Source organism: Halomonas heilongjiangensis (assembly GCF_002879645.1).
In the GTDB taxonomy this organism is placed as follows: Bacteria; Pseudomonadota; Gammaproteobacteria; order Pseudomonadales; family Halomonadaceae; genus Halomonas; species Halomonas heilongjiangensis.
In genome coordinates this window covers 29,829-43,840 of the sequence record NZ_PNRE01000100.1, presented here as the reverse complement: position 1 = coordinate 43,840, position 14,012 = coordinate 29,829, and the positions used below count along the sequence as shown (strand labels likewise).

Annotated in this window: 14 protein-coding genes and 1 pseudogene; all 15 read right to left on the bottom strand. The window is 48.6% G+C overall.

Annotated features, from left to right (window positions below; all coding sequences use genetic code 11):
* Nucleotides 1–74: 74 nt before the first annotated feature.
* The gene (locus C1H66_RS20685; RefSeq protein WP_102629761.1) at nucleotides 75–524 is read right to left on the bottom strand and encodes a hypothetical protein; all 450 of its coding nucleotides are present in this window, start codon (nucleotides 522–524) and stop codon (nucleotides 75–77) included.
* An 84-nt stretch (nucleotides 525–608) separates the two neighbouring features.
* Complete coding sequence (locus tag C1H66_RS20680) at nucleotides 609–1,352, bottom strand: NYN domain-containing protein (RefSeq protein ID WP_102629760.1); 744 nt, start codon at nucleotides 1,350–1,352, stop codon at nucleotides 609–611.
* A gap of 99 nt (nucleotides 1,353–1,451) precedes the next feature.
* A complete protein-coding gene (locus C1H66_RS22700) occupies nucleotides 1,452–1,697 on the bottom strand; it encodes a hypothetical protein (protein ID WP_110286171.1) in 246 nt (81 codons plus the stop codon).
* A gap of 191 nt (nucleotides 1,698–1,888) precedes the next feature.
* On the bottom strand, nucleotides 1,889–2,272 hold the full coding sequence (locus C1H66_RS22695; RefSeq protein WP_146010756.1) for a hypothetical protein: 384 nt from the start codon (nucleotides 2,270–2,272) through the stop codon (nucleotides 1,889–1,891).
* Nucleotides 2,273–2,326: 54 nt separating this feature from the next.
* The gene (locus C1H66_RS20675) at nucleotides 2,327–4,888 is read right to left on the bottom strand and encodes an AAA family ATPase (protein ID WP_102629759.1); all 2,562 of its coding nucleotides are present in this window, start codon (nucleotides 4,886–4,888) and stop codon (nucleotides 2,327–2,329) included.
* Nucleotides 4,889–5,318: 430 nt separating this feature from the next.
* Complete coding sequence (locus C1H66_RS20670; protein ID WP_102629758.1) at nucleotides 5,319–5,636, bottom strand: hypothetical protein; 318 nt, start codon at nucleotides 5,634–5,636, stop codon at nucleotides 5,319–5,321.
* Nucleotides 5,637–6,176: 540 nt separating this feature from the next.
* Nucleotides 6,177–6,686, bottom strand: a complete 510-nt coding sequence (locus tag C1H66_RS20665; protein WP_102629757.1) for a hypothetical protein — start codon at nucleotides 6,684–6,686, stop codon at nucleotides 6,177–6,179.
* 190 nt (nucleotides 6,687–6,876) lie between these two features.
* Nucleotides 6,877–7,248, bottom strand: a complete 372-nt coding sequence (locus C1H66_RS22690) for a hypothetical protein (RefSeq protein ID WP_146010755.1) — start codon at nucleotides 7,246–7,248, stop codon at nucleotides 6,877–6,879.
* Nucleotides 7,249–7,568: 320 nt separating this feature from the next.
* The gene (locus C1H66_RS22685; protein ID WP_146010754.1) at nucleotides 7,569–7,811 is read right to left on the bottom strand and encodes a hypothetical protein; all 243 of its coding nucleotides are present in this window, start codon (nucleotides 7,809–7,811) and stop codon (nucleotides 7,569–7,571) included.
* Nucleotides 7,812–8,225: 414 nt separating this feature from the next.
* Complete coding sequence (locus C1H66_RS20660) at nucleotides 8,226–9,041, bottom strand: metallophosphoesterase (protein WP_338066472.1); 816 nt, start codon at nucleotides 9,039–9,041, stop codon at nucleotides 8,226–8,228.
* A 522-nt stretch (nucleotides 9,042–9,563) separates the two neighbouring features.
* On the bottom strand, nucleotides 9,564–10,127 hold the full coding sequence (locus C1H66_RS22680) for a hypothetical protein (protein WP_146010753.1): 564 nt from the start codon (nucleotides 10,125–10,127) through the stop codon (nucleotides 9,564–9,566).
* 72 nt (nucleotides 10,128–10,199) lie between these two features.
* The gene (locus tag C1H66_RS20650; protein WP_102629754.1) at nucleotides 10,200–11,471 is read right to left on the bottom strand and encodes a PIN domain-containing protein; all 1,272 of its coding nucleotides are present in this window, start codon (nucleotides 11,469–11,471) and stop codon (nucleotides 10,200–10,202) included.
* A 342-nt stretch (nucleotides 11,472–11,813) separates the two neighbouring features.
* A pseudogene (gene tnpA / locus C1H66_RS20645) lies at nucleotides 11,814–12,247 on the bottom strand (IS200/IS605 family transposase).
* 187 nt (nucleotides 12,248–12,434) lie between these two features.
* Nucleotides 12,435–12,728 carry a hypothetical protein gene (locus tag C1H66_RS22675; RefSeq protein ID WP_146010752.1) on the bottom strand — a complete coding sequence of 98 codons (294 nt, stop codon included), beginning with the start codon at nucleotides 12,726–12,728 and terminating at the stop codon, nucleotides 12,435–12,437.
* A 372-nt stretch (nucleotides 12,729–13,100) separates the two neighbouring features.
* The gene (locus C1H66_RS20640; RefSeq protein ID WP_102629753.1) at nucleotides 13,101–13,874 is read right to left on the bottom strand and encodes a nuclease-related domain-containing protein; all 774 of its coding nucleotides are present in this window, start codon (nucleotides 13,872–13,874) and stop codon (nucleotides 13,101–13,103) included.
* Nucleotides 13,875–14,012 lie beyond the last annotated feature (138 nt).

Below are 14,012 nucleotides of genomic sequence, written 5' to 3'. Positions count from 1 at the left end.
AACTGTTCAGCATTTATTCGCCATGCTCCGCACGGCGAATAAATGCTGAACAGCCAGACAGCAAGCGGCGATCATCAACAGTCTATCTCCCCGTAGTCTTCGCTATACATGCTTATGGTGCACTTGCGCTCCACTACTCGAAAGTCGCTGCCTCTGCACTCCAGTTCTCCGTTCTGGCCGTCATAGAAGTAGGCTTCGCACGCCCTCTCTAGGGGCCGTAGCGCCGAGCCGGAACACTCAACTTCACCATAAAACTCGTCGTACTTGTACACTTCGCAGCGCCGCTCAACGTCCCGGAGTGAGAAATCATGTCCTTCGATTTCTTCGGAGGCCGACATCGCTTCGTGGACCATGAGGACAAGACGCCTCTCTTCTGGTGAGAGTTGGTCAAGCTGCGTCTTTCCGGAAAGCACTTCCTGATAGAGACGAAAGGCTTCTTCGAAGCTCCAGTCGGCGGCAGTCAACCCCGGAGAGGCTCCAACGAGGGCTAGAGCGAGATGGATAATGGCGAGTTGTCGAAGCACCAGTAATCTTTCCTTTTTCGTTAACGCCAAGGTAACGGGTTAGTTTAGAGTGGCAGCGGAAAACCAATCCCATTGACGAAATTGTTAGGACTCCTTGGGTCGATAGGCAACAATATTTACCGTACCTTTTCCTTTGAATTTCGTCATCTCAAAGTTTTTACTTAATATTTTGATGATCTCAGGAAGTTTGGTTGCACCGTATGTGCGCGGATCAAAATCAGGCGCAGCCCGCTTGACGAAGCTTCCTGCCGGCGCAACATTGGCCCAACCATCTTCATCTTGATATTGCTCCCATGCCTTAGTAAGCACAGGAACAAGCTCCTTTGGATCGACTGCTGCGGGCTTATCCGCACTTATGGACACTTTTACCTCCGCGACAGGTTCGCTTCCCAAGTTTTCAGTGTACACGAAGTCATCGCAAGCGTTTCGAAAAGACACTGGGGTTTTCTTTTCTCCAACACCGAAGACGAAGATTTCGGACTCACGTAACCGTGAAGCAAGCTTTGTGAAATCGCTATCACTGGAAACCAAAGCGAACGCATCGTACTTTGTTGAATAGAGAAGGTCCATTGCATCTATGATCATTGAGGCATCAGTCGAGTTCTTTCCTGTAGTGTATGAAAACTGCTGGACGGGCTGTATCGCCAGTTCGTTTAGGGTGGTCTTCCAGTTCTTTAAGTAGTCGCTAGACCAATCTCCATAGGCTCGCTTGATGACGACATGCCCATGTGCCGACACCTCATCGAGGATCGACTTCATCTTTGAGCACTGAGCATTATCTGCATCGATCAGAACAGCAATTTTCTTGTGTTCATCTAAGTCCTTCATCAGAATCTCCCGGATGCAGACAAGTCCTAACGCCCAAGTTCAGCCGCTGGCAAGCCGCGCAGAGGATTCTCGGCCGGCTGAAGCGCCTAGTTAGAAAGATTACGGCGCATCTGGATCATCGGAGCGCACCACTACCCCGGTTTGCACAATCTGATATTTCTCCCTCTCAAGGTGGTTAACATTACTACCGTTCTCGGAAATCAATCTCTTGAGGCCCTCTCTGGTTGCATTTGGATCCTCGAAAGTGCCAGCATCAATAATATCAGTATAGATATTGATGACATACTGGTTTCCTTCGTTGTCATGAGCAACAAAGCTACCGTCGTACCTTACATTCATAAACATCGGCTCGCTCCACTTTCGTATAGTGCTTAGACTGTATGCCCTATTATTGGATTATCATGTCGGCAGCATTTCTCGGGACTTCCGCTTTGGGTCGTCAACTGTCTCAGCCATCCCATTAGCGTTGACTAAAGTTCCTCGCTCGACCAGAAGCTTACATGCAACATTTCTGATATTGTTAGGCAGCGGCACACCTATTCCGCAATGTTTAGGCAGCTTTCTTTATACCACTTCAGCACCTCACTGGTTGGCTCGTTACGGAATCGTGGAACAACCCATTGGATGTATTTTTTCTGAATCTCATCGTGCTCAGTATCCGAAGGAAACTCTAAGTTTCGACTATGCAGCTCTGAGAAAAAAAATCTGAGCCCTTCTTCTTTTTCTTCTGCAGATAAATCCATCTCCAAACGGGGAGCTTGCGCCATATGGAAACAGTATGCTGACTTTAGGAACCCAGTGTCGTCTAGCGGATAAGACAAAGCGAGACCCGGCAACCCAACCAGTGTAGCAAAACCAATCAGCGAAGCTTTTTTCATGAAAATAGCCTCAAATATGTTTGCTATGAGTAACGCCGCCATAACGCCAAGCTCACCGGAGCCGGAGGCTTCCGGTGCAGCGGCTTGTTCGATGTTTTATGCCAAACGCTTCACGTACTCTTCACGCCAGCTTTTTAGAGAAGTCATGTCAGCCATAAGGTCGCCTGGCTCCGGCAGCTCCAAGGGAGACTCTGCTGGTTGAGAATGTTCAAATCCTGAGTATTTCGTCATAAGCGAATCAAGAAGATTGCAGTCTGTATCCTTCAACTTTACCAAATCCTTGATCTTCAAGGTATGGACTGGACGTTGGAATCGTTGAACCACGCCGCAAAGCAGATCATTTTCAATAGATCGCTCCACCAATGTCCGGAAGTCGCTACACATCGACTTCAACAAGATTTCGGCATGCTCAAATTCGCCGTTCTCGCTAGCCTTCTTCGCGTCTTGGTACCGCTGATTCATGAGAGTATTCAGGGCGGATTTGATATCACTTTGCGATAGCGGAATGGGAGCCGGCTCACCAGTACCCCAGCCTGCGGAGCGAATACTAACAACATCGATCTTGATGGATTTCTTTTCTGCAAAATGCTTGATAGTTCCTAGTAAGGACAGGCGGTGAGTAAAAACAATCACCTGCTTGTCCTCAGAGAGCTCGATCAACCTTTGGACTACCGCTTCCTCATAGGTTTGGTCAAGCGATGATATTGGATCGTCGAAGACAAAAGGTGCTTGGTTGGTCTTACCTGTGACATCGGCCAGAAATGCTGCAATTGAAACGATCCGGCTTTCTCCCTCGCTCAGGACTTCAGAGAGTCCGTTCTGAGAGGCACCTTGAAGCTGGAGTTTATGAAGCACTCGCCCCTTGGAGACTTTTGATTTAACGAGCTCAACCTTCACTTGAGAGGCGCCAAGAGCCCTGAGCTCAGAGTTAAACCTCTGCACGAACGCGTCGGTTATCAAAGCTTCTGCCAATTCACCCTTTTTCTGAGACAATGCTCTGGTGTTGGTCGATTTCTTGGCTTTCTGGATTTGGTTCAGTATCTTCAACCGTTTCAGTTCTTCATTAATGGCGGCGCGATGCTCAGACAGCCACTTTCTAGCCTGTAAGCTATTCAGCTTTTTCTTGATATCTTCCCGATTGTCGCCTTTGGCGTCTTCATCATATTTTGCCGCCAACTCACCAAGGTTATTCGATTGACACTGAACTTGTTCGATCCATTGTGGTGTTTGCAGAGGATCAGGAGTGGCTTCCTCGGAATCGACCACTGAGAGCTGATCTTTCCTGGCCTGCAATTGAGTGAAGAATTCCGTCACCTGGTTGGCAAATTCATCTTGTGCAATGCCTGCCGCATCAATCCTCGTTTTCAGCGTTTCCGATGTCGGTAACAACTCGATAGACTGGCTGGCCGTCTCATAATCCTTGGCGGCATCCGTTGCGGCTTTCTGCATTTCACCCTTCACGAAACTTTCGAAGGAAATCAGTCGATTCTTGGACTCATCGGTCAAGGTCTGATGGCATAGGACACAACGGGAACCGCCGGAAACGTTCGGATAATCGACCCCTTGATAGGCAATAGATACGGAGTAGTTCCGGGCAGCCTCCCAAAGCTCTTTCCAGACGTCAGACCCAATGCCTTCAAGCTCGCTGCCGGAAAACACCTTCTCAGCTGAAGCGTCTGCCGCTGTCTTCTTGAGGATGGACTTTTTCTTGGCAGCAATGATCCGTTTGAAGTTTTCCTCTGATAGTTGCTCAAGATACTTCTGGGCATCTTGTAATAGGATTTCCATGTGTTGTTTCTGCTTCCTGAGCTGCCTCGCTTTTTCCGCCGGTGCCTGTTCGGCAAGACGCTGCTGAAGTGTTTGCATCTCGGCATCGTCACTAGTGCTAAATGTGCAATATTTTTCGATATCCTGGGTGGTTACCTTAGCACTCAGGGATTCGAACCAGATGCCTTCTGGAGTTACTTTCTTGTCAGCCGGGATATTCGGCTTTTTTGACTTCAGCTGAGTGGCCTCGGAGTCCAGGGCCGATGCAACCTTTTCACATGCAATTATTAACGAGCTGAAAAATGATAACACCGGCGGCTCATAGCTTACCTCGTCTTCGCTGCCTACAAAGACCTTGCCAAACGAGGTGTCGAAAACATCAACGCTATTGAGTTCATCGCAGATTCCTTGGCCTGACCACGTATGGCTCTTCTGTATGCCGTCCTGTTCAAAGGTTATGCAGGCCTTCTGTACGGGAGAGCCAGGCTTATAGACATTGGGGTGAAGGGTACCAGTCTCGCGGGCACCGCATATATGCTTGAGGAGCCTGACGTAGCCAGATTTACCTGACCCGTTGTTGCCATAAACAATCGTGATATTGCCATTACCAAACTCAAGTGGTTTTTTGGGAGCAAGGGCGTTTACTCCTTCAACATCACTGATTGAACACAAGCGCAAGGTACCTGCAACGCCCTGGGAGAAAGCAGAAGCGGGAAAGGAACAACTCGGCTTAGCCAACTTCCCGTCCGCTTCCTGTCGACATAGGGTTGCGAGTTCAGAGATGTCTTGAGCAGCAAGCTCAGACTGCTGGAGAAGCCGCGTTGCCGCAACCTGGAGCCACTGGGGACGCTCTGAAAACCATTTGGTCAGGGTGCTTTCCGTATTATTCATGTTTATATTGCTTCCATACCTAGTGATACCAGTCGTTAAGCTTGTACATCGAACTGTTAAGCATTTGTTTAGCACCGACGAGCGTACTTGCAGCCTTTGCCGGCATGTCCGTTTAGGGTCGTCATCTGCCTCAGCCATCACATCAGCACTGACTAAAATGCGTCACTCGGCCAAGAGCGGCCCTTCATCACATGCTGATATTACGTAGCAAGAAAGTGGTTGTCATTTTCTGTTGCTGTTGTCAGTGTGGGTCCACTTCAAGCGTTCATCGGTATGCTCATCAGCTACGGTCTGGGATATGCCCTCCAGTGGGCCGTAACGAGCTTATTCTGATTCACTCACGATGCTTGTAGAGCCAGTAAGTGGCACCGGCCACGCCCCCCCAGGAGCAGTTGGGGAGACATGAGCTACGTCGGGTGCCCACATAGGGTCAGTAAGGGAAAGAGCTGATCAGCTTTTCTCGTAAAGCTTGCAGGGACTCTCGCCCCCCAAGAGAGACCCACTCCTCCTCAGTGGATTCCTCCCGGAGCATTTCAAGAACCAATATTTGCTGGGTCAGAACACATTGGCCTTTCTCCATCTGGAAAAGCGATTCCTTGAAGCCGCTTGAGAAGTCCCCGGCACGGCCACCTCTCTCTATCGCAACCCATTCAGCATCAACCCGCACCCGAGCATAGTCATGGCATTCATCATTGATCCCCGCTACCATCCGCTGTGCCTCCTCCTCCGTGAAGTCCGCTGATGCCATCAAGGGCAGTCCTACAAAGGCCAGAGCGGCCCCTAGCTTACCTATGGAACACATAGTTTCATGACCTCTTATATTCTAGGGCTAATGGCTAAAAATACTTAAAAGTCAAGGTTACGCTGACACGTCATGCAAAATTATAGCGCTATTCTTGTGTGTTACCTCACGACCTACCACGCGGGCCTCCCGGCCGGCTAAATGAAGAGGGTTTACCTGGCGCCTGTGCTGTCAGCAGAAGATAGCTCCCATAGCTAACTTGATCATCCGAAATCCGACACATAGCCGCTTACGGTCAAAAGCCGACTTTGATGCCGGTCCTCTCCTGTATTGGAGCAGGAAGTTTGTTTGCTCTGCCCCCCAGGGGGGACTCTGGAGGTGTCATTATTAGAAGACGATTGCACAGCTTGACACAAGCCGAATGTACCACGGCAACGGAGAGAGGAGGAATCCATAAAACAACGTCGGTGGCAGCCAGCCAGGAGAGGACGTTGAGAAATCCTTCATGTAAAGCCAAGCATCAGACGCGTGCATCCTCGCACGTCTCTAGATGGTTTTGTTAGAAAGTCTTGCTTGGATGTGCACTTTCAGCCCCTCGATGAGACCTAACAGCTCTTCGGGATAATACTGAACCTCAGCTTCCTCTGCTGGAGCCCCGAGTTCCTTCCACAGATTTCCAAGTTCCTTCTGCTCATCTAGGGTCCAGCCGTTGTAGAGTTCGTAGAAGTATCGCGCTTTCGTGAAAATATATCGATACCACTTCAGCAGGTTGGAAACGTTCGAGAAGTCAGTGAACCCAGGAGACCTGTCCTCGGCGATCCTAAGTATCTCTGAGGATGCGTCGCAGGGGAGTTGTGACCATAATTTCTCGTAGTCGTGGGTTTGCTTCGGCGTTTGACTACTCAGCAAGATCGCGCATTTCAGAAGTTCTTCAAATCCCAAGATCATGAGCAAGGCACTGGAATCCGATCTCGTCTCGGCAGATCGAGTAAGAATTTCGGCATCATTGATCCGGTCCGATGCCTCCTGAAACATTCTTCTCGCGTCATCGCTCATAGGTTTAATGCTCCGTCACTGGGTTATCGAGCCGGCCCATTATATTCAAAACACGTGCACAACTTCGTTCGTAACCCTTTGAACTTGATGAAAAACAAATATATCTTTCCGTATGGCATAGATAAACGTGCCGGCAGCATTTTAAGGGAGGACTGCAAGAAGAGGTGGTAATCATATCAATTTACAATCATCACTTATCGCAAGGATAATTATTGTAAATAGAATAACTCAACATGCTTCCAATATCAACGAGCTGCATTCTCGGATCCTCCGTGACTCTCTGAGAATAAAGCTCCCTCTCCAATAATCCTTTTATAATGCTTATGCTAATCCCAGAGTAGTCAGGCGGGCAGTACAACACCTCAACACCTAATTGCTCATTAGTTCTTTTTACTTGATATAGCGCATCGATATAACCACTTAAATAAGCCTCGAATTCTGGCGTATCTTTAACTTCTGGATACTCATAAGTCATATATTTTTTTGTTGTTGCTTGAATCTGAGCATAAGCAACCCCAAAAAATAACATAAAAAGTAAAGTAGCAAAAAAAATATTTCTCATCACAGCCCCCATAAAGCCTCAACGGTTAAATGTATACGGTACGGCACCTATCGGCCGAGGCTGTGTGAAAACGCTTGGAGCGTCTCGGGCCGGTCAAAAATTGATCAAAAATGGTGCTCTCTCGCGCATTCTGAGGTAGTTGCAAGGCAAATTCTCTCTAGATTTCGCGTACAAGCACCATCTTCAGGAGAGCCGAGGAGTTTTCACACAGCCTGGGCCAGAAGCGGACTTAACGAAAAAACCGATGTAACGCAATTAGCTGAGGCGCCGAGCAGTAGCAAGTTCCCTGCGACGAATAAAAAATCAAAGTATTTGTTAGATTAGGTTCTATGCTCCCACTTTTTGCACCCCTCAAAGAAAACACCTTTTGATGCAAATATCTCACATAATATAGGGGAAATATCCGGTGCATTTCGCCCCTCTATACCGCATGAGTTACATAGCAAGTAAATAGTTCCTTCAATATCTCGATTGCACCAGCCAAATGGGATATGTCCTTTTGATGGATCATGCCACTCTGCTTTATCACATGCGCTGCATGTAAATTTTGTTTCATTAGCCATCACTTTCTCCTTTGCAAGATAACAATAAAGAGACCACCCATTTTATGATTAAATTAACGCGCCTGCACGATCATTCTGATTGCGCATCACGTCATTTAAAGGATAACGTTATGAAAACCATTGAAACTAAGCATAGCTTTCTAAATAGCATAGATGAACAGCTGGCTGCATTTTATATAATGTCCGATTTTGGGGTGGTATCTGCAGAAAAGCATCTATCAGCAGGGACTAAAGCTCTCCTGTCGGCCAGGAGCAGACTTTGTCGTCGGCGCCCCCCCTGGATCTGGGCATGGCTGCTTGCCCTACCTCGCCACCTCCACTCCACTGAAAAGAAACCTTGGTTTTCTTTACATTATGTTCTGAGCGTCGAGGCTAGGCTAGAGGCAAGGAGCTCATCGGCGGAGACATCTCATATCAAGAGTGGTTGACCTCGACAATCAGGTCAGGCGTGAACAGGGGCGGATCGAACTCGTCGGGATAGCCACCGGGGTTGGCGATGACACGTGTTCCGCCTGCATCGAGATCCACCGGCTCGTGCACATGTCCATGAATCCATAGATCCATGCGGCCCATCAGCTGCGGGAGATGGGAGGCAAAAGCCGGGGAGAGCGAATCGCCGCGGTAGCGTGATGGGATACAGGCGGATAGGGGCGCATGGTGGCTAATCACCACTCTCGGACCATTGAACGGCCGTGACAGCTCCCCTTCCAGCCAGGCCAGCGCCTCGGCATGCAGGCGTCGACTCCCCGCTGGGGTGAACACCTCCCCGTCCGGCTGCTCGATGATTCGGAAGTCCGGCATCAGGTCCAGTGCCCTGGCCTCGGTGAGTGACGGATCATGGTCGGGCTGACCGGCATAGAGGGCAAAGTCGGTCCACAGCGTGGTGCCATGAAAGCGCACGCCGTTCAGGGTCAGCGTGCGATTGTCCAGCAGATGGATGCCGAGCCGTGCGGCCTCATCCTCCAGTTGCCGACGCAGCGCCGGCATGGCAGTGCCGTAGAACTCATGATTGCCGGGGACGTAGAGAATAGGCGTGCCGGCAAACTGCTCTACCGCCCAGCCGAGGCCCTGGACGCCTGCGTGAATGTCGCCGGCCAGAATGACGGCATCGGCATCGGCCTGTGGCAATGCTCGCGGTTCGTCGAAGTGCTCCAGATGCAGGTCCGACAGTATCCTCAAGCGCATCGTCAGTTCCCTTTGCAGTGCCCCATGCGTGCCAGTGTGCTTCACGCGGATAACGAAGGCTACGGCCTGCTCTGCGACTCCCGGAGCCCTACGAAAAACGTCCCTGGTGCCAGGGACAAGGCAACACCAGGGGCAAGCAGGGTGCATACACAGTTCAGGGAAGCGCCTCTTGGCCAGAAGCGCAGTGCCAATGCTACGCAGGGGCAAGCTGGCTTAACATTAGCACCCTCACATAATGCCCTGAACGACACCCTGGGCCACCCCCGGCCCAGGAGCCGCACGGCCCCCCTCCCGCAGGGGCAGCCCCGTCCCAGGATGGGCAAAAAAACATACCATTCCTGTACGTAGAAATGTTTACGCAATTTCTTTACGAGAAACCGCCCTTCCAGGGCCTCCTGGAGGGGCGGTCAGCATGCGTAAAGAAAACGACCACATTATGTACGCCAGCTAACGGCCAGAAGCCGTCCTTCAGCGAGAGTTGATATAACGCCGCCAACACGCGCAGCTTTGTAGTGAAGGCGAAGCCGCAACGAAAAAGCTGTCGCCGTGATTGGCATTGTTATAGCGCTACCGGCTCTTAAGTTCTTCATGGAAAGCCAATACATGATCGGGGATCTCATTGTCATTGTATAACTCTACTCGCCATACCCTATCTGCAATTTCCTTAACGCCGACTTTCTCAAAAAAATGTCTGTAATGATCAATTTTTGAACTGTGATTCTCATGGAACTCTATAGCCACTGCATTCTTTGATTTAAAGAATTGCAGGATAGCATAGAAAAACTTTTCACCAATTTTGGCTCTCGTTAGCGATGTATTTAGCGCGAAATGCTTGATGCGCACAACTCCACCTGAGTGCATTGAAACTCCCTCTATATTCCCAATTTTAAGAGAGTATTTATACTCATTATATTGGCAGCGAATGTCCGGGAGCGTGCTATAACCATGAGTATCTGGGAGGCCTTCAAGAGGAGCCAACCCATAACATGTTGACCATTTTAACTTTTGATCAAAATACCCGTAAAAATGCGTTTCAGGTGACTTTGACCATTCCTCGATAAACTGCTCAACAGTTGGATTTTTTCCATGCTTTCTGTTGAACTTTATTTTCTCAATTAAATTTACAAGCATCGTCACTCTTCAAAATAAAGCTGATAACTTCTATGCACCTTGAGCGCTATAACGCCCAAATCAGGAGCGAGTTTACGAGTCTGCTGAATTTTCTTGTTCAATGTATTTCATATGTCGGGCCAGATCATGCTCAAGCTGCATCGTGCGATTCTGCAGCTCCTGATATCGGGCTTTTGATTCTTCAAGCTTGCTTCTTACTAAGTGATAGCTCTCATTTATATCTGCATAATGGTGCATAAATGGCTCCATGTCGATTTCACGGTCACCATCTGGGTAGCTTTCTCTATACTTCCTCAACTCCATCCTTTCGGAATCCAAAATATGGCGTTTCTCCTGCAGCAAAGCCATCTCGCTTTCATGCTTCATCATCTGATGGCGAGTGTGTTCGAGTTCTTGCATCATGTGACTAATCTTAGATTTTTGGCGATTAAGCAGCTCATATTCTTGCTTTTTCCTAATTGCCATCTTATCTCGACGCCTTACTTCACGGATTTCTTCTAGAATCTCTGGGCTAACCTGCTCGCCAAGATTTTCCCTTGCCAGCTCAAGGAATCTATCTGCTTGATACATATGAAAGCTATTATTAGCGTTATCCTTGAACTCCTTAACCAACTCAGGACGAGGGCCAATTGTTTTCCCTTTGAATTTCTCCCACCAATCTTCCTTCTTATCATCTGTTACAAGAACTATACCTTTATCTACATTAATGGAGTGCTCAAGAACTTGCTTCCACACTATCAAATCACCAAATTCCCGGCACTTCTCAGCAAAGACCTCTGTATCTTTAGACTTTGATCCATCCTTAAAGCCTGGAGGAATTTTTTGCCTGTAGCGCTCCTCTCCTTCAATTATTAACTTTTCTAGCTTTTCTTTCTCGAAGGGATGGCCCACTCTATTTTCAAATATTCCTGAAATTGAATCTTTTATCTCATCATTCGATATCCGCATTGTATGAACTTCTTTGTTTCGCAACAGTTCCTCGCACAAGCTTTTAAACACACTATCAACTCTTCGCATTGTTTGTGCACTAACAAATGGGTGTTGCCTAGCGTTCTCTAAATCACTTTTCAGGCTGTTAATTGATTTTATCGTAGAATCATATGATTGTTCTTGCTGACCTATTACTGACAACCGGTTATTCAAGAACTCCTCAGCTGCACGATGCGGCAACCAGACTCTATCTTTTATTTTTTCTAACAAGCGTAAAAATTCGCTTCTTGTGGAATCTGAGTAGCGATATAAATTTAGCAGTATGTTGGCATCGAATACAAAAACACATGAATCCCATGCTTCTCTAAGATTTTCTTGGGACTCTCTAAAATGCCCGGGAAATAGATCTTTCATCGATACTCCTAAATTGAACGGCTAGCGGTAAGCCGCAGCGAAAACGCGCAGCGTTTTTGCTGTCGGCTTCACTGCGTGGTTAGGCTCTCCGTTTATCTTTAACAATGATTCGGAATTTCGTACGCCTGCGCCATCTGAGTGCTTAAAGGGAGCGAGACCGGAAGTGCCCTCGATTTTCTTCTGGACGACCAAAAGATCCTGCCCCGCACCTTCGCAGTGGCAGGCATGCTCGATGGATAGTGCAGCTTCGGCGACTAGTAAATATCCCCCGGCAAAGCCGGGGGCTTTATTTTGTTAGCCCCTCAAAGGGGCATAAACCTGAGCCGCCTGAAGGCGGCAGCCTCACATGCCGAACTTAAGTTGGTCATAATGCTCGTAAGTTCTTTCCTGATTACGGATGTAGGCTCTGACCATCGCCTCATCAAGCCCGACTGTTGAGACAAAATATCCTCTTGCCCAAAAGCTCTCACCTGTGAAGTTACGAGTTCTTCCCATGAAGTTCCTGGCTATCGAAATGGCGCTCTTCCCCTTGATGTAACCAACCACATGCGACACAGAATGCTTTGGCGGAATGCTGATGCACATGTGAACATGGTCTCGCATCAGGTGGCCCACTCTACGATCTGGCACTCCTTCTGCCTAGCCAGCTCATGGAAAACCTCACCAAGGTGCTTGCGTATCCCACCGAAAATCACTTTCTTTCGCTTTTTCGGGATAAAAACAACATGATACCTGCAATTCCATGTTGTATGGGCAAGACTCTGGTACTCTCTCATTGGGAACGTCCTATCTCTTGGCGGAGACTGGAGGTTCCCTTTAACCGCAGCACACGGTCAAACCTCGGGTAGTCCCCCGGCAAAGCCGGGGGACTACCTTATTTATTTAGATCAGCACCAAACAAACCTTTCATTGACGAAAATTCTGGACTGAAACAGGTTTCACGCCAGTTCTGGAGAATCAATCTCACTCCCAGCTGATATCGGGATTATTCCTCTTGATACCTTCAAACATGTCTTTCCCGCCATTCTGATAAGCCTTGTCATTACAGTAGTTTATCAAAGATCTTATTTCATCTCTGCGATCTCCGATTGTTTCGTTTTCATGCTCCTCGAAAAATCTTTCTAGCTCTCTTCGTATGTCAATAATCCACTCTGGATCTTTGGGCCTCGCGGGCTTCTTTTCATTTGACTTCGACACTTCGTTAATATCTGCCAAAGCATTAAAGCCCCAAGACAAAAATTCGGCAAATTTTGCCATCGCTGACAATACCTATGTTGCTGTTGGAAATTTTTGCAATATAAAGGAGTGGTTGTTGATTCTACTGATGCTGGCCTCTTCCTTGATTGCCACGTCCCGCATCGTTGGAAGGTCTCCTCTATTGCGTCATGACGCCTAACAGTGATTAGACTGCACACTCTGATATCGGATTAACGCGCCTGCGCGTTCAACAATGTTATACCGCACGTCGCCTGCTTCCTAATCTACTGAAAATACGCAAAATTAAGTATAGCTCGGCTACATAACACCGATCACCACGCATGCTGCATAACACGGATGAACGAGCTTGCTGCCTTTGTCGGAATGACCGCTTCGGGTCGAGAGCAGCCGAGCCTTCCATCCACTCCCATGTCAGATGACATTCTGCATCATCCTACATTGGGGATACGCTGAGCACCCCCAGAACTTCTTTCCAGCACTTGTACCTCGTTTGGCTGTGCGCAACACCATGCTGCTACCGCACTTCGGACATTTCCGATCAGCACTCGGGTCAGAGCGAGCCTTGAGCTGTACCACATGTTGACGATGCGTCTCGCGAGAAGGTGACAGCCGACCCGTCTGGATCTTTTTCAACGCATCCTGAACCTGAGCCTCCGACAGCACTACCTCACGGAACGATTTTATATAATTGACGTAACCGCCACCGACTGTGACGTTCGCTGGCATCTTGGACTTGAATGTCGAGTTACCAGTAAATACCACAACCGAATGGATGGCGTCCGAGGGAACATCAAGCGCGGCTTCCAAGGCCTTGACGTGCTTGTAGTTCTGACGCAGTGGATTCTGAAACTTGAATGATTTTCGATACAGCTTCTGAGTCCATTGCGCCTGCTTCTCACCACCGAAGATCCACCCCTTCATGTTTTTTGTTTCCACGACGAAGATACCGAATCGGGAGACAAAGATATGGTCGATCTGGGTTGTACCGTCAGGTGTTAGAAGCGTGACGTTATGGACTCTATGGTATGTCTCCGCTGACAACCGGAACTTGGCCACCATCTTGACCAAGGTTTCTCCGACAATCCCCTTGAACCATGGGGACTTGAAGACGCCGATTAGAATGAGTAGGGGAATCAGCCACCACAGCACCCTAGTGGCTTCATTGATGATTAGTGACGAATCCATGGCTCTTGACGCCTATACAATGATTAATCCGCAGGTACAAATATTGTGGGATACGTGGCGGCAGCATGTTGCGGAACGGCCCGCGTCGGGGCGCCTGCGGCGCCGATCGCCCGGCGGAGCCTGGCTCCTACAGAAACC